20 protein-coding genes are annotated in these 18,647 nt (G+C 72.1%); 4 read left to right on the top strand and 16 right to left on the bottom strand.

Annotated features, from left to right (window positions below; all coding sequences use genetic code 11):
• Window positions 1-254: 254 nt before the first annotated feature.
• From ABT170_RS29950 to mshD, 7 genes are all read right to left on the bottom strand, one after another.
• Window positions 255-725 (bottom strand): NUDIX hydrolase, encoded by a 471-nt coding sequence (locus ABT170_RS29950; protein ID WP_351872517.1) that lies wholly within the window; start codon window positions 723-725, stop codon window positions 255-257.
• The gene (locus tag ABT170_RS29945; RefSeq protein WP_443034261.1) at window positions 722-1,804 is read right to left on the bottom strand and encodes a CHAD domain-containing protein; all 1,083 of its coding nucleotides are present in this window, start codon (window positions 1,802-1,804) and stop codon (window positions 722-724) included. Before ABT170_RS29945 ends, ABT170_RS29950 begins: the two co-directional genes overlap by 4 nt.
• A complete protein-coding gene (locus ABT170_RS29940) occupies window positions 1,770-4,016 on the bottom strand; it encodes an RNA degradosome polyphosphate kinase (protein WP_351872514.1) in 2,247 nt (748 codons plus the stop codon). Before ABT170_RS29940 ends, ABT170_RS29945 begins: the two co-directional genes overlap by 35 nt.
• A gap of 464 nt (window positions 4,017-4,480) precedes the next feature.
• The gene (locus ABT170_RS29935) at window positions 4,481-5,554 is read right to left on the bottom strand and encodes an ABC-2 membrane transporter-related protein (RefSeq protein WP_329942212.1); all 1,074 of its coding nucleotides are present in this window, start codon (window positions 5,552-5,554) and stop codon (window positions 4,481-4,483) included.
• On the bottom strand, window positions 5,551-6,453 hold the full coding sequence (locus ABT170_RS29930) for an ABC transporter ATP-binding protein (RefSeq protein ID WP_351872511.1): 903 nt from the start codon (window positions 6,451-6,453) through the stop codon (window positions 5,551-5,553). The genes ABT170_RS29935 and ABT170_RS29930 overlap by 4 nt, the downstream gene beginning before the upstream one ends.
• Window positions 6,450-6,860 (bottom strand): GntR family transcriptional regulator, encoded by a 411-nt coding sequence (locus tag ABT170_RS29925; protein WP_329942210.1) that lies wholly within the window; start codon window positions 6,858-6,860, stop codon window positions 6,450-6,452. Before ABT170_RS29925 ends, ABT170_RS29930 begins: the two co-directional genes overlap by 4 nt.
• A gap of 172 nt (window positions 6,861-7,032) precedes the next feature.
• Window positions 7,033-7,956, bottom strand: a complete 924-nt coding sequence (mshD, locus tag ABT170_RS29920) for a mycothiol synthase (protein WP_351872508.1) — start codon at window positions 7,954-7,956, stop codon at window positions 7,033-7,035.
• 222 nt (window positions 7,957-8,178) lie between these two features.
• Between mshD and ABT170_RS29915 the strand changes: the two genes are divergently transcribed.
• Window positions 8,179-10,008 (top strand): bifunctional metallophosphatase/5'-nucleotidase, encoded by a 1,830-nt coding sequence (locus ABT170_RS29915; protein ID WP_351872505.1) that lies wholly within the window; start codon window positions 8,179-8,181, stop codon window positions 10,006-10,008.
• Between the two features lie 146 nt (window positions 10,009-10,154).
• Here ABT170_RS29915 and ABT170_RS29910 read toward each other — a convergent pair whose 3' ends face one another.
• Both ABT170_RS29910 and ABT170_RS29905 read right to left on the bottom strand, forming a co-directional pair.
• Window positions 10,155-10,388 carry a hypothetical protein gene (locus ABT170_RS29910; protein WP_329942207.1) on the bottom strand — a complete coding sequence of 78 codons (234 nt, stop codon included), beginning with the start codon at window positions 10,386-10,388 and terminating at the stop codon, window positions 10,155-10,157.
• Window positions 10,389-10,455: 67 nt separating this feature from the next.
• The gene (locus ABT170_RS29905; RefSeq protein ID WP_351872502.1) at window positions 10,456-10,797 is read right to left on the bottom strand and encodes a hypothetical protein; all 342 of its coding nucleotides are present in this window, start codon (window positions 10,795-10,797) and stop codon (window positions 10,456-10,458) included.
• A 316-nt stretch (window positions 10,798-11,113) separates the two neighbouring features.
• On the opposite strand from ABT170_RS29905, the gene ABT170_RS29900 reads away from it, so the two are divergent.
• Both ABT170_RS29900 and ABT170_RS29895 read left to right on the top strand, forming a co-directional pair.
• Window positions 11,114-11,917 carry a lantibiotic immunity ABC transporter MutE/EpiE family permease subunit gene (locus ABT170_RS29900; RefSeq protein WP_329942205.1) on the top strand — a complete coding sequence of 268 codons (804 nt, stop codon included), beginning with the start codon at window positions 11,114-11,116 and terminating at the stop codon, window positions 11,915-11,917.
• A gap of 2 nt (window positions 11,918-11,919) precedes the next feature.
• Window positions 11,920-12,657: an ABC transporter ATP-binding protein gene (locus tag ABT170_RS29895; protein ID WP_329942204.1), complete on the top strand. Its 738-nt coding sequence runs from the start codon at window positions 11,920-11,922 to the stop codon at window positions 12,655-12,657.
• Here ABT170_RS29895 and ABT170_RS29890 read toward each other — a convergent pair.
• From ABT170_RS29890 to ABT170_RS29860, 7 genes are all read right to left on the bottom strand, one after another.
• On the bottom strand, window positions 12,634-13,578 hold the full coding sequence (locus ABT170_RS29890; RefSeq protein WP_329942203.1) for a helix-turn-helix transcriptional regulator: 945 nt from the start codon (window positions 13,576-13,578) through the stop codon (window positions 12,634-12,636). The genes ABT170_RS29895 and ABT170_RS29890 overlap by 24 nt on opposite strands.
• Window positions 13,579-13,733: 155 nt before the next feature.
• On the bottom strand, window positions 13,734-14,186 hold the full coding sequence (locus ABT170_RS29885; RefSeq protein ID WP_329942202.1) for a DUF2511 domain-containing protein: 453 nt from the start codon (window positions 14,184-14,186) through the stop codon (window positions 13,734-13,736).
• 4 nt (window positions 14,187-14,190) lie between these two features.
• Window positions 14,191-15,093 carry an ATP-binding cassette domain-containing protein gene (locus ABT170_RS29880; RefSeq protein WP_351872497.1) on the bottom strand — a complete coding sequence of 301 codons (903 nt, stop codon included), beginning with the start codon at window positions 15,091-15,093 and terminating at the stop codon, window positions 14,191-14,193.
• Entirely contained in the window at window positions 15,090-15,881 is a 792-nt protein-coding gene (locus tag ABT170_RS29875; RefSeq protein WP_329942200.1) for a hypothetical protein, read from the bottom strand. The genes ABT170_RS29880 and ABT170_RS29875 overlap by 4 nt, the downstream gene beginning before the upstream one ends.
• A complete protein-coding gene (locus ABT170_RS29870) occupies window positions 15,881-16,516 on the bottom strand; it encodes a hypothetical protein (RefSeq protein ID WP_329942199.1) in 636 nt (211 codons plus the stop codon). Before ABT170_RS29870 ends, ABT170_RS29875 begins: the two co-directional genes overlap by 1 nt.
• A 214-nt stretch (window positions 16,517-16,730) precedes the next feature.
• On the bottom strand, window positions 16,731-17,627 hold the full coding sequence (locus ABT170_RS29865; protein ID WP_329942198.1) for an anti-sigma factor: 897 nt from the start codon (window positions 17,625-17,627) through the stop codon (window positions 16,731-16,733).
• Window positions 17,624-18,181 carry an RNA polymerase sigma factor gene (locus ABT170_RS29860; RefSeq protein WP_329942197.1) on the bottom strand — a complete coding sequence of 186 codons (558 nt, stop codon included), beginning with the start codon at window positions 18,179-18,181 and terminating at the stop codon, window positions 17,624-17,626. Before ABT170_RS29860 ends, ABT170_RS29865 begins: the two co-directional genes overlap by 4 nt.
• A gap of 248 nt (window positions 18,182-18,429) precedes the next feature.
• On the opposite strand from ABT170_RS29860, the gene ABT170_RS29855 reads away from it, so the two are divergent.
• Window positions 18,430-18,600: a gallidermin family lantibiotic gene (locus ABT170_RS29855; RefSeq protein WP_266932284.1), complete on the top strand. Its 171-nt coding sequence runs from the start codon at window positions 18,430-18,432 to the stop codon at window positions 18,598-18,600.
• Window positions 18,601-18,647 lie beyond the last annotated feature (47 nt).

The following is an 18,647-nucleotide window of genomic DNA, read 5'->3' as shown; positions in this document are numbered from 1 at the left end:
GCGGAAAGGGTGGAAACGGCGGGGGCGGTGGGAGCTGGTGGGAGCGGTGGGGCCGCGGTCGCGGGGCCGGCGTCAGGTGCGGGCGTGGGCGTGGGCGTGGGCGTGGTGCGGGCGTGGGCCTGGGGCAGATGTGGGCCTGGGGCAGACGTGGTCTGGGACAGGCGTGGTTTGGGTCAGACGTGGCTTGGGTCAGACGCGGTCATGGACGGACATGGCCTGGGGCAGACGGCGGCCTGGGCCAGATGCGGCCTGGGTCAGACGTGGGGGAGCAGCTTCAGGAGGGCGTCCAGCTGGTCGCGGTCCCGGTCGCGGGTCAGACGGTCGCGGGTCGCCGCGGGGGAGAGCCAGGCGAGGCGGTCCACCTCGTCGTTGGGGACGAAGGCGCCGCCCGTCGCCTCGGCAGCCCAGTACGCGACCTCCTTGGGCCGGCCGTTGACCAGGTACCGGGACGTCGGGAGCCGGTCACCCGGGGCGCAGTGGTGGCCGGTCTCCTCCAGCACCTCGCGCAGGGCGCCGTGCAGCGCCGCCTCGCCCCGCTTCAGCTTCCCCTTGGGAAACGACCAGTCGTCGTAGCGGGGCCGGTGGACCAGGCAGATCTCCAGCCCGCCGCCGTACGGGGAACGGCGCCACAGCACGCAGCCCGCCGCCAGCACGGGCGCCGGGCCCGTGCCGGTGGTGCCGGTGGTGCCGGTCCGGTCGCGCGCCGGGCCCGTGCCGGTGGTCATGGCGCGGTCACGGCCGCCGCGTACGGCCAGGCCTCCCGGAACGCCCCGCGCGCCGCCTCCACCCCGTGCCGCTGGTCCGCGTGGAGCACCCCGAGGGCGTACGCCGTCGCCGGGGCGATCCGCGGGGTGCGGGCCGCCGCTGCCGCCGCCGAGGCCGCCTCCGCCGCGTCCCGGTGCAGATCGAGGGCCTGACCCGCCCCGGCCAGGACCGGATCGGGGGCGCCCAGGACCACCTCGTGCGCGTACCGGTGCAGCCGCAGCAGCAGGCGGGCCTGGTGCCAGGGTGCGTCCTGCGCCTCGTTGTACGGCTCGGCGCTCTCGTCGGGCGGCAGCGCCGCCACCGCACCGAGCAGCCGCTGCTCGGCCCGTTCGGCCGGCTCCAGGAGCGCTTCGGAGACGGGAGCCGCGTTTCCGGTCGCCAGCGGGACCTCGGAGGCCAGCAGCGCGACGGCGTCGGCGACCGCGTGGAAACGGGAGGAGCCGAGCGCCTGGAGGGCCGCGGAGTGGGCGCGGGTCCGGGCCAGCGTCAGCTGGCGCTCCAGGAGTGCTCCGGCGCGCGCCGCCCCGACACCCAGCGCGGCCCGCTCCTGCCCGGACGCTCCGGAGGACGGGCCCGAGGCCGCTCCCGGGGACGAGCCGGGGGCGGTGGGCGGGGAGGCCGTGGCGCTGCCACCGGCGCGCGCCGGTGGCAGGGCGGCGCCCGAGAGCCGGTGCAGGGCGTCGAGCAGCCGGACGAGCCGGGTGGAGTAGGCGTGCTCCCGGGCGAGCGTGCCGGAGAGCCAGGCCAGTTCCGTACGGAGCTGGTCGGCCCAGACCGGGTCGAGCACGCTCCGGAAGGTGTGCAGCGAGCCGCTGATCCGGCGGGCGGAGCGACGCAGCGCGCTCACGGCCTCCTCGGCCCCCCGCGCCCCGGGGTCCGTGGGGGCGCTGTGCTCGCGGTGCAGGCGCAGGCTGCGCAGGAAGTCCGCTGCCTGCGCCCGGAGATAGGGCGCGAGGACCGCTTCCGCGGTCAGGTCCGCGGGGGCCTGCGTCGTCGTCTGGTGGTCAGGGCGTCGCACGCCGGCGCCTCCGGGCATCAATGAGCATTTCCTGTACGTGCCGCAGCGGCTGGCCGTCCGCGTCCATGGCGTGCCGGGTCCAGTTGCCGTCGGGACCGAGGTGCCAGGAGGCGGTGGTGTCGGCCATACCGGTCTCCAGGAGCCGGCTGAGCGCGGCGCGGTGGGCGGGGTCGGTGACCCGGACCAGTGCTTCGATCCGGCGGTCGAGATTGCGGTGCATCATGTCGGCGCTGCCGAACCACACCTCGGGTTCGCCTCCGTTGCCGAAGGAGAAGACCCGTGAGTGTTCGAGGAAGCGGCCCAGTATCGAGCGGACCCGGATGTTCTCGGAGAGGCCGGTGACACCGGGGCGTATCGCGCAGATGCCGCGTACCCAGATGTCGACCGGGACGCCCGCCTGCGCGGCCCGGTAGCAGGCGTCGACCATCGCTTCATCGACCATCGAGTTGACCTTGAAGCGGACGTAGGCGGGGCGGCCGGCCCGGTGGTGGGCGATCTCCTTGTTGATGCGGGCGATCAGCCCGTCGCGCAGGGACTTCGGGGCGACCAGGAGCCGGCGGTAGGTCTCGCGGCGCGAGTAGCCGGAGAGCCGGTTGAACAGGTCGGAGAGGTCCGCCCCGACCTGCGGGTCCGCGGTGAGCAGACCGAGGTCCTCGTACAGCCGGGCGGTCTTGGGGTGGTAGTTCCCGGTGCCGACGTGGGAGTAGCGGCGCAGGGTGTCGCCCTCCTGGCGGACGACGAGCGAGAGCTTGCAGTGGGTCTTCAGCCCGACGAGGCCGTACACGACGTGGCAGCCCGCCTCCTCCAGCTTGCGGGCCCATTTGATGTTGGCCTGCTCGTCGAAGCGGGCCTTGATCTCGACGAGTACGAGGACCTGCTTGCCGGACTCGGCCGCGTCGATCAGGGCGTCGACTATCGGGGAGTCGCCGGAGGTCCGGTACAGCGTCTGCTTGATCGCCAGGACGTCCGGGTCGCCCGCCGCCTGTTCCAGGAACGCCTGGACGGAGGTGGAGAAGGAGTCGTACGGGTGGTGGAGCAGGACGTCTCGTTCGCGCAGGGCGGCGAAGATGTCGGGCGCCGAGGCGGATTCGACCTCGGCGAGATCGCGGTGGGTGCCCGCGATGAACTTGGGGAACTTCAGCTCCGGCCGGTCCAGCGACGCGATGGCGAACAGGCCGGTGAGGTCGAGCGGTCCGGGCAGCGGGTAGACCTCGGCGTCGGACACCTTCAGCTCGCGGACCAGCAGGTCCAGCACGTACGGGTCGATGGACTCCTCGACCTCCAGGCGGACCGGCGGGCCGAAGCGGCGCCGCATGAGCTCCTTCTCCAGGGCCTGGAGCAGGTTCTCCGCGTCGTCCTCCTCCACCTCCAGGTCCTCGTTCCTGGTGACGCGGAACATGTGGTGGGCGAGGACCTCCATGCCCGGGAAGAGCTCTTCCAGGTGGGCGGCGATGATGTCCTCAATGGGGACGTACCGCTGCGGGGACGCCTCCAGGAAGCGGGTCAGCAGCGGCGGCACCTTGACCCGGGCGAAGTGGCGGTGGCCGCTGACCGGGTTGCGTACGACGACGGCGAGGTTGAGCGAGAGCCCCGAGATGTACGGGAAGGGGTGCGCCGGGTCGACGGCCAGCGGGGTCAGGACCGGGAAGACCCGCTGGCGGAAGAAGGTGAACAGGCGGGCCTGTTCCTTCTCGGTCAGCTCGGGCCAGCGGATCAGCTGGATGCCCTCGTCGGACAGGGCGGGCGCGATGTCCTGCTGGTAGCAGGCGGCGTGCCGGGCCATGAGTTCGCGCGACCGGGTCCAGATCAGGTCGAGGACCTCGCGGGGCTGAAGCCCGGACGCGGAGCGGTTGGCGACACCGGTGGCGATACGGCGCTTGAGTCCGGCAACCCGGACCATGAAGAACTCGTCCAGGTTCGACGCGAAGATGGCGAGGAAATTAGCCCGTTCGAGTACGGGTGTCGCCGGATCCTCGGCCAGTTCGAGGACGCGTTCGTTGAAGGCGAGCCAGCTGCGTTCCCGGTCGAGGAAACGGCCCTGGGGAAGCTCGTCGCCGTCCCGGTCGGGTTCGTACGCGTCCGCGTCGGCGTCGAGGTCGGGATCCAGGTCGGCGGCGGTGGAGAAACCCACGTTGTTGGACGGGGAGGTGGCATGCGGCCGGTGCGCGGCGAGGGAACCGACGGACGGCTGGACGGGCTGGGCGGGGACCTCGGAGCTGGGCTGCTGGCTCATGTATCCATTCTTCCGCGCGGAAGGGCCCCCAGGCGCGTCGGAGCCGGGAAAGATCGCGGAAGGCCCGGGGAATCCGCGTTCGCTTCCGGGCTTGGGTCCGGGCCCTGGCTTCGGTCCGGTTCCGGGCTTCGGTCCGGGCCCGGTTCCGCGGTCGGGGCCGTGCTCGGTTCCGGGCGCTCGCCCGGGTTCCTTCCGGGCGGCTCTCCCGTTGCGGGGGGTGGGCACAGCTGGCTGCATCCAGCGAGGGTCGCAAGCGTGTCTGAATGGCCGGTAACGGCGACATGACATGCAGGAAGCGGTGTGCCTGCCGGTGGGCCCCGCCGGGGGCTCCGTGAGGTCTCCGGCGGGGCCCGCGGGACCCGCGGGAGACCCGTGAGGTCCCGTCCGCCCACACCGTACGCGCCCGCCGCCCGGACCCACCCCGTGTGGGGCCCGGACGGCGGGCGGGGAGCCGGTGGACCTTCTCAGCCGTGCAGGCGGCGCAGCACCCGGAAGGCGGCGAACACGGCCAGGGCGGCGAGGGCGAGCAGGATGCCCGTCTCGACGAGCTGGAGGGGCCAGAAGTGGGAGGCCGGGTGGACATCGGTGAACGGGGTGACGCCACCGCGCTCACGCATGCACACGGACAGATCCCCGCCGGGCGTTCCCTCGTCGGCGCAGTCGCTCCAGTACACCGCCCTGCCCGAGGCGGTCAGCATGCCCGAGTCGATGAACCAGGCGAAGTCGTCCGGGCCCCGCCTCCCCGAGAACCGGTCGACCGGCCAGAGGTGCTCGCGCAGCTGCGTCAGCGTCACGGCGGCGGCTCCGACCAGGAGCGCGGTGATCGCCATGGCCGGCAGGGTGCGGCGTACGAGTACGGCGACGAGCGCGCCCAGGGCCACGGCCAGCAGGGCGTAGCCCAGCGTGACGGGGCCGCTGCCCAGGTAGACGCTGCCCTCGTACCAGCGCAGCCCCCAGGAGAACGGGTTGTGCTGGAGGCCCGTCCAGCCCCAGCGGTACACGGGCACCACCACGGCGGTCGCGGCCGTGGCCAGGACCACCGGGACGGCGATGCGCACGGTCAGCCACCGGGAGGGGGCCACCGACTGGGTCCACGCCATCCTGAACGTGCCGCTCTCCAGCTCCCGGGCGATGAGCGGGCCCGCGACGAAGATGCCGAGCAGTCCGGCGAGCAGCAGCGTCACGTTGCCGCCGTCGGCGAGGAACGTCTGGGCGCTGGTGCGTGCGTAGGTGGGCTGGTACAGGTCGTCGCCGCAGGCGGTGATGTCCCCGTCGGGGCAGCGCTCCTGGCCGGACGCGGCAGCGACCCAGATCCGCAGTGCCACGACCGCCCCGATACCGAGCAGGAGCAGCACGCCCGCCGTCCAGAGGGGGCGGCGGTGCATGCGGAGCAGGACGCGGACGGGGCCGGAGAGCGGACCGTCGACGCGTGCGCCGCCGGGCGCGCCGGTGCGTGCGTCGTCGGCGTGCGTGCCGGGAGCGCCGGGCTTTCCGGGCCTGCCGGGCTTGCCGGGTTCGTGCCGGGTGAGGGTGCTCATGCCGAAGCCACCGCCTCTCGTGACATGGGGGCCGCCGCGCTCGGGGTGAGCAGCGGTGGGGCCTCGGGGGCGCGGAGGTGTGCCAGCAGCAGTTCCTCCAGCGAGGGTTCCGTGATGTCCCAGGCGGTGTCGTCCACCGGGCCCTCCTTGCGTACCAGTGCGGTGAGCTGACGCCCCGTCGTACGCGATTCGATGACGGTGTGCGGGGCCAGGTCGCGGACCCGGCCGGTGAGCAGGGCGTGCGCGGTGACGATGTCCTCGGTCTCCCCGCCGAGGCGGATCCGGCCGCCGTCGACGAGCAGGAGGTAGTCGCAGGCGCCCTCCAGCTCGGTGAGGATGTGCGAGGACATCACGATGGTGGTGCCGTGTTCGGCGGCCTCGGCCATCAGGACACCCATCAGCCGGTGGCGGACGAGCGGGTCGAGATCGGCCATCGGCTCGTCCAGCAGCATCAGTTCGGGCCGCTTGCCGAGCGCGAGGGCCAGGGCGAGCCGGGTGCGCTGACCCCCGGAGAGCGAGCGGACCCTCGCCTCCCACGGGAGGTCCCCGACGACGCGTTCGGCGGTGTCCGGGTCCCAGGTGGCGGGGTTCAGCGCGCGGCCCGCCCGCAGGGTGTCCCGCACCGTCAACTGCGGGTACAGCGGCTTCTCCTGGGCGACGTACGCGATCCGGTTCCGGGCCTCGACGGGGGAGGAACCCAGGACGCGCAGCGTGCCCTCGTCCGCCCCGCGCAGCCCGGCCGTCAGCGCGAGCAGTGTGGACTTGCCGGCCCCGTTGGGCCCGACGAGCGCGCAGACCCGCCCGGCGGGCAGCCGGAACGCGCAGTCGCGCAGGGCCCATCGGCTCTTTCGCCCGTACCTCGTACCGAGGCCGTCCGCCTCGATCGCAGCGCCTGTCATGAGTGCTGGTCCCCCTTGAATGTGCTGTCCAGTACGGCGGTGAAGAGCGCGATCGCGTCGTCCTTCTCCAGCCCGGCCTTCTGTGCCCTGCGCGTCCACTCGGCGAGTTCGGCGCGCAGGGGTGCTTCGGTGCCCGCCGCGGCGCTCCCGAGGGTCCGGCGGACGAAGGTGCCGAGCCCGCGCCGGGCCTCCACCAGCCCTTCGCGCTCCAGTTCGCGGTAGGCCTTGAGCACGGTGTTCGGGTTGATGGCCGTCGCCTCCACGACCTCGCGGGCGGTGGGCAGCCGGTCGCCCGGTTCCAGGACGCCCAGACGCAGGGCCTGTTTGGTCTGCTGGACGATCTGGAGATACGTGGCGACGCCGCTGCGCCGGTCGATACGGAACTCGACCGCTGCGGACTCTGCCATGTTCACCACCCTTTCACTAATTGAGTAGTGAAAGGGTGGTGGAAAGAAGGGGCGGCGTCAAGTGACGCCGCCCCTCGGTGTTCTGAACCTCCGTCGGAGACCGTCCCGTATGCCGGGACTCGGTGTGCTTGGGCCCGGTATGCCGCGACTCCGTGTGCCGGAACCCGGTGTGTCAGGACTCCGTGCGGTACATCAGGTCCACCTCGTGGGTGGTGAACCCCATCCGCTCGTACACCTTCAGCGCCGCCGGATTGTCGGCGTCGACGTAGAGCATCGCGGTGGGCAGCCCCTCGGCCGCCAGATGGCGCAGCCCGATCGCGGTGAGCGCCTTGCCGAGGCCGCCGCCCTGCGCGTCGGGCAGGACGCCGACGACGTACACCTCGCCGAGCTGCTCCCGCGCGTGCACCTTCGTCCAGTGGAAGCCGATGAGCCCGCCCGCGCGCTCGGCCAGGAAGAAGCCCTTCGGGTCGAACCAGGACTCGGCCTTGCGGTCGTCCAGGTCCCGCTGGGTCAGCGAGCCCTGCTCGGGGTGGTGCGCGAAGGCGGCGCTGTTCACGGCGAGCCAGGCCGCGTCGTCCTGTCCGGGCACGAAGGTGCGGACGGTGACACCCTCGGGCAGGACCGGCTCGGCGATGTCGAGGGGGATCAGCGTGCGCCGGAGCTGGCGCAGCTCGCGGAAGAGGGAGAGGCCGAGGACCTGGGCCAGATGCCGGGCGGCGGAACTGCCGCCGTGCGCCCAGACCCGCAGCCGCTTGCCGGTCGCGGCGAGGAGCGCGGCGCCCAGGGCCCGCCCGTGGCCGTGGCCCCGGTGCGCGGGGTGCACGACGAGTTCGGCGGCCGGGGCCTCGACGGGGTCGGTGTCCTCCAGCTGGGCGTACCCGGCGAGGACCCCGGCGCTGGTCAGCAGGAAGTGGCGTACGCCCGCGCGGTGTCCGCCCCGGAGCTGGAGCCGCCCCTGCTCGGAGACCGCCTGCCTGCCGTCGGACCGGGCCGCCTCGCCGAGCAGGGCGAGAACGGCTTCGGCCTGTGCGGGGTCGAGCGCGTCGAGGGTCTGAATCTCGCGTCCGGGGGCGGGGAGCGGTACGTCAGTCGTCATGCGTACGAGCGTACGGCGGCGGGCGCGCGAGGCGGCGGCACCGAGGGCGGATCCGGCGGTGGTTCCGGCGGTATATGGGGGCCATGTGGGCGCTATCAGACGATAAGGGAGGTTTCTGACGGCACGGCAACCAGCTCGTAACCTCGAACACCTGTTGCGCTACGCGCGTTGACCCTAGGCTGCGGCACGCAGGATTCACGATGTGACACCACAAGGGGACCGATGTCAGCGACTCCGCAGAAGAACCGTGCGTCCCGGCGGGTGCTCGCCGCCGCGGCCGGTCTGGCCACCGTGGGCGCGCTCGTCGCCGCGATGCCGGCCGGCGCCCAGGACCGGGGCAACGGCCACGGACATGGCCACGGGCACGGGCACGGGCACAAGCCCCGCACCGTCGATGTGCAGCTGCTGTCCTTCAACGACCTCCACGGCAACCTTGAGCCCCCGGCCGGTTCCGCGGGCACGGTCTCCGAGACGCAGGCCGACGGCACGGTGAAGTCGATCCCCGCAGGCGGTGTCGAATACCTCGCCACGTCGCTGCGCGAGGCACGCGAGGGCAACCGCTACTCCGTCACCGCCGCGGGCGGTGACATGGTGGGCGCCAGCCCGCTGATGTCGGGGCTCTTCCACGACGAGCCGACGATCGAGGCGCTGAACAAGCTCGACCTCGATGTGACGGCGGTCGGCAACCACGAGTTCGACGAGGGCTCGGCCGAGCTGGCCCGCCTCCAGAACGGCGGCTGCCACCCCACCGAGGGCTGCTACGAGAACGGCAAGAAGTTCAAGGGCGCGGACTTCCCCTACCTCGCGGCCAACGTGACGAAGGAGAAGACGGGCAAGCCGCTTCTCAAGCCGTACACGGTATGGAAGAAGAACGGCGTCAAGATCGGCTTCATCGGGGTGACCCTGGAGGGCACGCCGAACATCGTCACCGCCAACGGCGTCAAGGGCCTGAAGTTCCACGACGAGGTCGAGACGATCAACAAGTACGCCAAGGAGCTGGACCGCAAGGGCGTCAAGTCGATCGTCGCGCTGATCCACGAGGGTGGGGCCCCCGCCTCCACCTCGTACAACTACGACTGCGACAGCCCCGGCGCCGGTGACGGCATCTCCGGGCCGATCGTCGACATCGCCAAGGGCATCACGCCCAAGGTGGACGCGCTGGTCACGGGCCACACCCACCAGGCGTACGTGTGCACCGTCCCGGACCCGTCGGGCAAGCCGCGCATGGTCACCTCGGCCTCCTCGTTCGGCAAGGTCTACACCGACACGACGCTCACCTACGACCGTCGCACCAAGGACATCGTCCGTACGTCGGTGAAGTCCGCGAACCACGTCGTCAGCCGGGACCAGGCCAAGGCCACCGACATGACGAAGCTGATCGCCCGCTGGAACGCCCTCGCGGCCCCCATCGCCAACAAGCCGCAGGGCTGGATCACCGCCGACATCAACGGCCGCGGCGCCACGGCCCCCGAGAAGCCGCTCGGCAACCTGATCGCCGACGCCCAGCTGGAGGGTCTGGCCCCGGCCGACAAGGGCGGCGCGCAGATCGCCTTCATGAACCCGGGCGGTATCCGCTCGGACCTGGTCCACAAGGCGTCCGGCAGCGAGGGCGACGGGGTGGTGACGTACGGCGAGGCGTTCACGGTCCAGCCGTTCACCAACATGATGAACGTGGTTGACCTGACCGGCGCCCAGGTGATCGAGGCCCTTCAGCAGCAGGTCAGCGGCTCCAACGAGGCCAGCCCGAAGATCCTCCAGGTCTCCAGGGGCCTCACCTACACGCTGGACCTGACGAAGACGGGCGCGGCCCGCGTGGCCGCCGACTCCATCAAGCTCAACGGTGAGGCGATCGACCCGGCGAAGAGCTACCGGGTCGCGATGAACGAGTTCCTCGCGGGCGGCGGCGACGGTTTCGCGGCCCTCGGCAAGGGCACGAACAAGCTGGTCGGCGCGTCTGACCTGGACGTGTTCAACGCGTACCTGGCGGCCCACTCGACGGCGGCCGCCCCGCTGGCCCCGCCGGCCACGGACCGGATCACGATCGTGCAGTGACTTCCGTACGCGAGTGAGCGTGCGTGAGTGAGTACGCGGGTGGGGGCGGTGGGCCGGATGGCCCGCCGCCCCCACCTTCTTGGTCTCCGGACTTCACGGACACGGTCTATGCGCACGGCCTGCGGGCGGCGCCTACGGGCACGGCCTCACGGGCGGGGGCCGCTCTCGATGCGGCCCTGCTCGACCAGGTACTCGTAGGAGTCGGGATCCTCCAGGCCCTCCCCCTGAAGCAGGGCGACGGACCAGGGGATCGGGCACGGCGGCGCGTGGTCGGGGTCCGGGCACAGCATGGCGGAGATGCGTTCCTTGAGGTCCTCGGCCTGCTGCGGAGTGGCGTAGACGCCCAGCCGCACTTCGTACACACGGGGAGCTTCGGACATCGCTCGCGCCTTTCTGCCCGGGGACAAAAAAAGGGGGACGATCCGGTCCGCTCCCCCTCTTTCGACGTTACCAGGTGCGCTTCGCGTCGCAGTGGCGCTTGTAGTGCCCGGCCGGGACGGGGATGTTGCGCGCCGCGTCGTCGATGGCCGCCTTCTCGGTGTTGCCCGTGCCGTCGGCCCTGTCGTACCTGATCGCGTTGTTGTCGCTGATCCGCACGATCTGGCACTGCACCGTCGCATGCCAGACCCTCATGATCCCCACCGAGGCGGAGGCGCCGGGAACGGCTGAGGCGGTGGGTGCGGCGGGTGCGGCTGGGGCGGTGGGTGCGGCGGAGGCGGTGGGGGTGACGAGACCGCCGAGCGCGAGGGCCATGGCGCCGGCCACGAGCACGCTGCTGAGCTTCTTCATGAGGGTTCCTCCCTGACGATGCTGGTGCGGGAACACCCGACCGGCCCACCCCGGTGGCGGCGGCCCGGCGGTGCCTATCACGCTCGCATCCGCACGCGTCGGAACGCGCGCCCACCCGGTCGGTTGGCAGCCGTCTGTCAGGTGTCTGCCGTCTGCCAGTCGGGCGACCGCGTCCTCCCACCGCGAACCGCAGCTCCGGACTTCGCTACGTACCTGGCACAACCGGCAACGGCCGACATCCGGCAACGGTCGACAACAGGCAACGGTCGACAACCGAGGACGGTCGACGGCCGACAACGGTCAGGTAGGAGAACTCATGGCGCACGACACAGCCGACCCGCCCCTCGTGGGGCAGCGCGACAATCCGTCGCTGTCGACCGTGGTGGGGACCGAGCTCGCCCGCAACAAGCGGGGATTCGTCCTCTGGTACCACCTGCTCGCTCCCGTGATCATCACCATTCCGCTGTTCCTCGGCTCCCTGGGCTCCTCCGAGGCGAAGGCGGGGCAGACCTTCGAGGTCTTCCGCAATGTGACGCTGGAGTTCTGGGGCGTGCTGGTGCCGATGACCGCGGGTCTGGCCGCCGCGCTGTCGGTCCGCGCCGACCAGGACGCCTGGCGGCTCCTGCTGTCGTACGGGGTCCCGCGCGGGCGGTATTTCGTCGGCAAGGTGGCCGCGCTGGGAGTGCTGGGGCTCCTGTCCTCCTGCGTGCTGCTGGTGATGCTCTCCATCGGGGCGCTGATCAGCGGAGACTTCCCGGGCGGCATGGGCATGGTGGTCGCGGCGGTCTATCTGCCCTGGCTGGTGGGCCTGTCGATGACGGCGCTGGCCGTGCTGGTCTCGTTCGTGTGGGGGATGGGGCCCGGGATCGGCGTGGGCATCGCCGGGCTGCTGTGCGGCGCGCTCGTCTCGGACAAGGACTTCTGGTTCGCCGTCCCCTTCGCCTGGCCGATGCGGGTGGTGCTGCCCCTGGCCGGGATCGGACCGAACGGAGTGCCGCTGCCCGAGGGAAGCCCGGTCACCGCCATGTCCGCCATCCCGCTCGCCGTGGGACTGGCCGTCGTGCTGACGACGGCCCTGCTGCTCATCGGCCGTGTGCACATGCAGCGAAAGGAGATCTGACCATGACCGCGTACGAATCCCCGCCGGATACGGCTGCTCTGACGATCCGCCGGCTCAGCAAGCGCTACGGATCCCGATACGCCCTGGACGAGGTGGACCTCACCGTGCGGGCGGGCGAGGTCTATGGACTTCTCGGACCGAACGGCGCGGGCAAGACGACGCTCATGAAGGCTCTGCTGGGACTCCAGCGGCCGACGGCGGGCAGTATCGAGATCTTCGGCAAGCCGGTGGGACGGGATTCGCTGGCGGACGTCGGAGCCCTGATCGAAGTCCCCGGCCTGTGGCCGACACTCACCGGTGACGAGACGCTGAAGGTGCACACGAGGCTGCGCTGTGTGCCCGAGGAATGGATCGAACCGGCGCTGCGCCTGGTGAAGATGACCGAGGCGCGCGGCCGGCGGGTCTCCTCGTACTCCCTCGGAATGCGGTGGCGGCTGGGCATCGCCGTCGCGCTGCTGGCCAAACCGCGGCTGATCGTCCTGGACGAGCCCACCAACGGACTCGACCCCGTCGGTATCCGGGAGATGCGCGGAATCATCCGCTCCCTGGCCGACGAGGGCGTCGCCGTCCTGATCGCCAGCCACCAGCTGGCCGAGGTCGCGCAGGTCTGCGACCGGGTGCAGGTGCTGTGCGACGGCCGTACCCGGTACGAGGGCCCGCTGGCCGGGCTGGCCGTCGACGGGGATGTGGAGGTCGGATTCTTCCGGTTGCTGGAATCAGTCGACGCGGGAATCCGCTGACCGCCCGATGGCCCCCGTGGACCGGAGGGGGCCATCACACGGGCCATCACGCGGGTCATCGGCCCGGCCGACGGCCGGACCCGGGAGCAGAAGACGCGGAGGCGGGTTCGGGCCGATGGCCAGCGACATCAGTTCGGTGCGGCTGCGGATGCCCAGATCGTCGTAGAGCTTGCGGATGCGGCGGTACATGGACCGCTCCGAGCAGTAGTAGGTGCGCGCGATCTCGGACACGGTCATCGGGGTGCGGAGCAGTCGCAGGAGGCCGGTGTCCGAGGTGGTGGCCGGGACCGTCGCGGCGGGCCGCGGTGGCCTGTGGTCGAGAGCGAACCGCTCGTCGTCGTGTCGTACGCCGATGTCCGGACATCGGTGTTCGGCCGCGTGCCGCGGCACATGGTCCCGGGCCGTTTCATCGCCGTGGGCACGCAGAGGGATTCCGTGCTCCTGATGCCCCTCGTGTGCCTCGTGTGCCTCGTGCCCGTCGTGGCCCTGGTGGTCGGCGTGGGCGAGATGGAGCCGGACGGCGGACATGGTCATACGGTGTGCGCGCAATTGCGCGTACAGCATGTCGACCTGGCTCTCGCCGGGGATGGCGAGATTGAGCACGAAGCTCGCCCCCGAACGGATCGCGTAGTACGTGCGATACCCCGTGACATCGTCGGTCACCGCGATGAGCAGGGACAACGGGTGCCGCACCCGCACGGCTCGCAGCCCCTCGGCCTGGAACTCGCTGGCGACCGGTATGAGGACGGGAAGGCAGAGCACCGTCCCGGGCGCGGTCAGACACGCGTCGTCCACGAAGTCGACGTGGTCCAGGCCGGAGCGGATGGTGCTGAGAGTGGCGGGCGGTGAGTCGAAGTGATCCCTGAGCCCGGAATGGACCAGGACGTGCAGCTTGTCAGCGGTCGATGCGCGCTGTTCCAAGGTCGTGCCCCCGTGATTCTCGGTCGTGCTGGGCCCACGTCAGCTCACTCGTGGGCCCACTCTTCGTCGTGCGGGTCGTGCCTCTCTTGTCTCCTGTACGCGGTGGTCGGGGCGAAGGACGGGTACACCCAGGAGGTGTACCCGTCCGGGGTCGTTCACGAAGCGATTCCGCAGAGCTTCAGGGTCCTGCTGAGCAGTGGGCCGATGCTCACCGGGTCGCCGCCGTCGCCGGACATCCGAACCGGTGCCAGGTCCGGGTAACCGGCGCTCTCCGCACGGTCGTTGAGCGCGTAGGTCGTTCCGTCGGGGACGGTGACGACCGCCTGGTCGCCCTCCCGGCACTCTGCCGTGGCCTGCTCGACCGTCAGCGGCCAGGTGTATCCGAGGTTCTTCTCGCTCATCTGCTGCTTGGTGGACGTGGGGCTCGGCAGCGGTACGGGAGACTTGGTGGCCGGTTCGGCACGGCCACCGCCCCCGCAGCCGGCCAGGCCGATCAGGGTCACGGCCGTCAGGGCCAGACAGGCCAGGGCGTGTGGGGTCCGGGCGGTGGCACGGCGGGTGCTCGGGGCGTGCGGGGCGTGCGGGGTGCTCGTGGTGTTCGTGGTCACGGGGTCACTGCCTCACTGTGGGTGGGTGCTGGGTCGCGCCGTCGGCGCGGAGCAGGGCGGCGTAGCCGTCTTCGAGTGACGGCTCGACGGGCCGGGCCCCGGCGGGCGGGGCGGTCGTCACGATGCGGTACTCGGTTCCCTCGGCACGGGTCACCGCGCTCACCACCTCGGCGCCCGGGGGCGGGCCGGTGTCCGGGCCCGCGGGCCGGTACACGAAGGTGCGCCCGGCCGCCTGACCGACCAGATCGGTGGTGGCGTCGTGGAAGACCAGCCGGCCGGCCGCGAGCACGGCCACTTCGGGGCAGGTCTGCGCCACGTCGTCGAGGATGTGGGTGGACAGGATGACGGTGCGGCCGTGTCCGAGACCGGCGAGCAGGGCCCGGAACCGCATGCGCTCGTGCGGGTCCAGGCCGGTGGTGGGTTCGTCGACGATCAGCAGGGTCGGGTTGCCCATGAGGGCCTGGGCGATGCCGACCCGCCGCTTCATGCCGCCGGAGAACCCGGCCAGCCGCTCGCCGGATCTTTCCTCCAGGCCGACTTCGGCGATCCGCGCGTCGACCTGACGCCGCCGGTCGCGCTTGTCGTGGATGCCCTTGAGCACACCGATGTAGTCGAGGAACTCACGTGTCGTCAGGTCGGGGTAGAGGGACAGCTCTTGCGGGAGGTAGCCCAGGGTGCGCTTGGCGGCGCTGAGCCCGGCGGTCGTCGACAGGTCGTGTCCGGCCACGTGCACCCGGCCGGAGGTGGGGCGCAGCACACCGGTGAGGATGCGCAGCAGCGTGGTCTTGCCCGCGCCGTTCGCGCCCAGCAGCCCCACGGTGCCGCTCTCGATGTGCAGGTCGACGGCGTCCAGCGCGCGGCGTCCGCCGCGGTGCACCTTCGTCAGTTGCTCGGTGGAGATGTTCATGAGGCTCCGTGTCGGCTGATGCGGGAGACGAGACGGCCCAGCGCGTAGCAGGCGGCGGCCGTCGTGAGGACGAGTGCGACGTTCACCAGTGCGGTGGTGTCACTGACGGCGGGACGCAGGGCTCCGGTGCCGTCCCGGGCCGCCCAGACCTCGGGTGCGTGGGCCCAGGCGGCCATCGGATAGCCGCCGAGCGGGGACAGCACGGTGCCGGTCACCGTGGGGATCGGCGAGAAGCCCGGCGGGAAGTGGCAGGCCCACAGCCACACCAGGGCCGTGACGGCCCGTGCGGCGGCCACCGGCAGCAGCACGCCGAGGAGCCCGGCGAACGCGGTGACCAGCAGTGCCGCGGGGAGTACGGCCGTCAGCAGCGACACCGCCGCCGAGCCCAGGGGCGCCGCGGAACCGGCGAGTGCCGAGACGACGGCGGCGTACGCCAGGAAGAGAACGGCGACCGGGGCGAGCGCGGTGAGCAGCGGCCCGGCCAGGGTGCCCGCGGTCCGCGCGAGCGGCCCTGCCGGGGTGGCGGCCAGCAGCTCGGCGGTGCCGCGCGACTCCAGGCTCCGGCGCAGCCGGTCCGCGAGGGCGAGGCCGACTCCCAGGGTGCAGAAGGAGTTGACGAGTACGGCGGCGGCGCCGACCCGGGTCGCCGGGTCGGCGGAGCCGGTGACGACGGGGGACGTGGCGGCCAGGAGCAGGCTGAGCAGGGCCAGCGGCAGCACCGCCCCCCAGACGATCCGGCGGCGGGCCGCCATCAGGGCCTCGTACCGCAGGGTCCACAGCAGAACCATCAGGCCTCCCCGTCGCCGGAGTGCGCGCCGACGGGCCGGAGTCCGGCGCCGGCCCGGCCGCCGGAACCGAGCGTGCGCAGGGACGCCGCGGTCAGGCAGCCGCCGATCAGCAGCGCGGGGAGCGCCTGCCCGGCCCCGTCGGCCACCACCCGGTCGACGAGCAGCAGCTTGGCCAGCACCACCGCGACCACCAGCCCGGTGGCGGGTGCCGCCGAGCCGGACCGGACCGTCGCCCACACCGCGCCGCCGCTGAGCAGCACGGTCAGCCCGGCCAGACTGAGCAGGGTGCCGGGGAGGTCGAGCGGGTGTCCGGCGGCCGTCACCGTCGTCACCAGGGCGAGCGCGGCGACGGCCGTGACGGCGGTGGGCCAGGCGAGCCGACGGGCGACGGTGCGGGGGTAGGGGGTGGGCAGGGAGAGATGCAGCTCCAGCAGTGGCTCGCGCGCCACCACCGCCGCACAGGCCAGGCCCGCCGCGGCGGGCAGCGCGCAGGAGAGCAGGGCCCGGCCGAGCACCGTGGCGCCGTCGAGGCCCACGGCCGCGACGCAGGTGAGGAGTGCCGCCAGAACGGGCAGGGCGACGGCCTGTTTCCCGCACCGGCGGACTTCGTGGGTCCACCAGGTAGCAGCGGTCATGTCGTGGCTCCTTTCGTCGCACCCACGCCGGCCCGGCGAGCGCGGCGTGACCTGCCGGTGGCAGCACACCCCGTACGTAGCGGGACCGCCGCGAACGGTTCACGGCACCGGCCGGGCACCCCGGCGGGCCGGACGGGCGAAGAGCCCTCCGGCCCGCCGGACCTTCGGCCGGGCATCAGGGCGGCGATACACACGGCCGGCCGGGCAACGGCCTCTACGCGGGCCGCGACGCCGAGCCGTCCCCGAACGACCGCATCGTGGCCGCGGCCCAGCCCAGCAGGGCGACGGCGAGTGCCAGGCTCCACGGCGTCGTCGCGAGCAGGGGGTCCAGGAACCCGGCGAACGGGGTCGTGACCCCCGCCAGCGGCCCGCCCACGAGACCCAGCAGCCACAGCGCCGCGCCCGCCGAGGCTCCGGCCGCGGTCGAGAAGCGGACCGACAGGGCCAGCGTCAGCGATGCGGCGAGCAGTGATTCGCCGAGCCAGCTCGACACCACCGGCCACCAGCCGGGACCCGCCACCAGCGCCGAACAGCCCATGGCCAGCGCCACATCGACCCCGAGCACCACGGTCAGCCGGGAGAGGAAGACCACGGCGGGGGAGACCGGCAGGGTGAACAGGAGCTCCCTCCTGGGGTCCCGGCGGGGCGAGGCGACCATCAGCGCGCCGAAGACCACCAGCAGCACCACCACCGCGCCGAAGAGCCGTGTCCCGAAACGATCCTGCGCGTCGGCCGCCGCCAGCACCGCCGCTCCGACGAACCCGGCGGCGCTGAGCGGCGCCCAGCTCCTCGGCATCAGCAGGGCCTGGCGCAGCACGAGCTGACCCGCCGTGCGCCAGGGGAGCGCGGCCCTGCGGCGCACGGGCACGGCGTCCGTACGAGGGGCCCGCTCGGCCGGGCCGGCCAGCGCCGGGCCCAGCAGCGCGTCGAAGGACGGCACGGCGAGGGACTGTTCGGCGGACTCGGTGCGCAGCGCCGACCGGATGTCCTGCCACACCGCGCTCCGGTTGCGGCAGGCGGCACACGTCTCCAGATGCCGCAGCCGGCGCTCCTCGTCGGGGCCGTCGCCCGACGGATGCGCCAGGACATCGTCCGTGAGGTGGTCTGTCATCGTCGTCCCGATCCTTCCAGCCGCGTGGCGGCGAGCATGTGGCCCAGCCGTCTGCGCGCTTGAGACATCCGGCTCTTGACGGTGCCCACCGGGATGGCGAGCGCGGTGGCCACCTCCGGGTAGGCCAGGTCCTCGACCAGAACCAGGGCGAGCACCTCGCGCAGATGTCCGGGGAGAGTGCGGACGGCTGTCAGTAACGCGGTGCGCTCGGCGTCCCGCACGATCTGGTCCTCGACGCTGGACGAGGGATCCGCCACGTCGTGGGCCTCGGCCAGGTCGACCAGCCGCGGCCGGGACTTGCGGAGCTGATTGTGGGCCTGCCGTCTGGCCACGCCCATGAGCCACCCCCGCACGGAGGACTCGCCCCGGAAACCGCCGGCCGACCGCCAGACCGCGAGCCACGCCTCCTGGAGGATCTCCTCGGACACTCCCCGGTCCGAGGTGAGTCTGCCGATGAGACGCAGCATGGCGGCAGCGTGCCGATCGTAGAGGGTACGCAGGGCTGCCTGGTCGCCCTGGGCGACACCGGTCAGCAGAGCTTCGTCCGAACACACACCACGTACGTATCCACAAACGCCTGGTCGGTTCACGCCTTACGACGGAATTCTTCGGATCAGGACGAATCCGGGCAGAACTGCCGTCGTTCGGAGACCGGTACTGACAGCACTGCCAGGACTGCCAAGCAGCTCCGACCCCGTTGTTCCGGCCACCGGACACGTGGTTCGGTGAATCGTGGGTCGCGATCCACGAGCATCCGCCGCGGCCCACGAGCATCCGCTTCGATTCCTATGAAGGAGAGAGCATGGGTATCAAGGATCCCGCTCGGACGGCCAACGACTCGGGGCTGTTCGACCTCGACCTGGAGATCGGCGTCGAGCAGTCCGTCGCCGGACCGGCCATCACCAGCATCTCGTACTGCACCCCGGGGTGCACCAGCGAGGGCGGCGGCTCCGGCTGCAGTCACTGCTGCTGACAGTTCAGACCCGTGGGGCCGGGCCTCGTTCCGGCCTCACGGGCACA

Origin of the sequence: Streptomyces sp. NPDC001787, assembly GCF_040297465.1 — a bacterium.
GTDB lineage: Bacteria > Actinomycetota > Actinomycetes > Streptomycetales > Streptomycetaceae > Streptomyces.
This window is presented reverse-complemented; position numbering and strand designations above follow the sequence as displayed.

What these genes read in the sequence shown, in the direction of transcription:
- ABT170_RS29950 (WP_351872517.1), bottom strand. Translation starts at nt 725, where the DNA reads ATGACCACCGGCACGGGCCCGGCGCGCGACCGGACCGGCACCACCGGC.
- ABT170_RS29940 (WP_351872514.1), bottom strand. Translation starts at nt 4,016, where the DNA reads ATGAGCCAGCAGCCCAGCTCCGAGGTCCCCGCCCAGCCCGTCCAGCCG.
- ABT170_RS29935 (WP_329942212.1), bottom strand. Translation starts at nt 5,554, where the DNA reads ATGAGCACCCTCACCCGGCACGAACCCGGCAAGCCCGGCAGGCCCGGA.
- ABT170_RS29930 (WP_351872511.1), bottom strand. Translation starts at nt 6,453, where the DNA reads ATGACAGGCGCTGCGATCGAGGCGGACGGCCTCGGTACGAGGTACGGG.
- ABT170_RS29925 (WP_329942210.1), bottom strand. Translation starts at nt 6,860, where the DNA reads ATGGCAGAGTCCGCAGCGGTCGAGTTCCGTATCGACCGGCGCAGCGGC.
- mshD (WP_351872508.1), bottom strand. Translation starts at nt 7,956, where the DNA reads ATGACGACTGACGTACCGCTCCCCGCCCCCGGACGCGAGATTCAGACC.
- ABT170_RS29915 (WP_351872505.1), top strand. Translation starts at nt 8,179, where the DNA reads ATGTCAGCGACTCCGCAGAAGAACCGTGCGTCCCGGCGGGTGCTCGCC.
- ABT170_RS29910 (WP_329942207.1), bottom strand. Translation starts at nt 10,388, where the DNA reads ATGTCCGAAGCTCCCCGTGTGTACGAAGTGCGGCTGGGCGTCTACGCC.
- ABT170_RS29905 (WP_351872502.1), bottom strand. Translation starts at nt 10,797, where the DNA reads ATGAAGAAGCTCAGCAGCGTGCTCGTGGCCGGCGCCATGGCCCTCGCG.
- ABT170_RS29900 (WP_329942205.1), top strand. Translation starts at nt 11,114, where the DNA reads ATGGCGCACGACACAGCCGACCCGCCCCTCGTGGGGCAGCGCGACAAT.
- ABT170_RS29895 (WP_329942204.1), top strand. Translation starts at nt 11,920, where the DNA reads ATGACCGCGTACGAATCCCCGCCGGATACGGCTGCTCTGACGATCCGC.
- ABT170_RS29880 (WP_351872497.1), bottom strand. Translation starts at nt 15,093, where the DNA reads ATGAACATCTCCACCGAGCAACTGACGAAGGTGCACCGCGGCGGACGC.
- ABT170_RS29875 (WP_329942200.1), bottom strand. Translation starts at nt 15,881, where the DNA reads ATGGTTCTGCTGTGGACCCTGCGGTACGAGGCCCTGATGGCGGCCCGC.
- ABT170_RS29870 (WP_329942199.1), bottom strand. Translation starts at nt 16,516, where the DNA reads ATGACCGCTGCTACCTGGTGGACCCACGAAGTCCGCCGGTGCGGGAAA.
- ABT170_RS29865 (WP_329942198.1), bottom strand. Translation starts at nt 17,627, where the DNA reads ATGACAGACCACCTCACGGACGATGTCCTGGCGCATCCGTCGGGCGAC.
- ABT170_RS29855 (WP_266932284.1), top strand. Translation starts at nt 18,430, where the DNA reads ATGGGTATCAAGGATCCCGCTCGGACGGCCAACGACTCGGGGCTGTTC.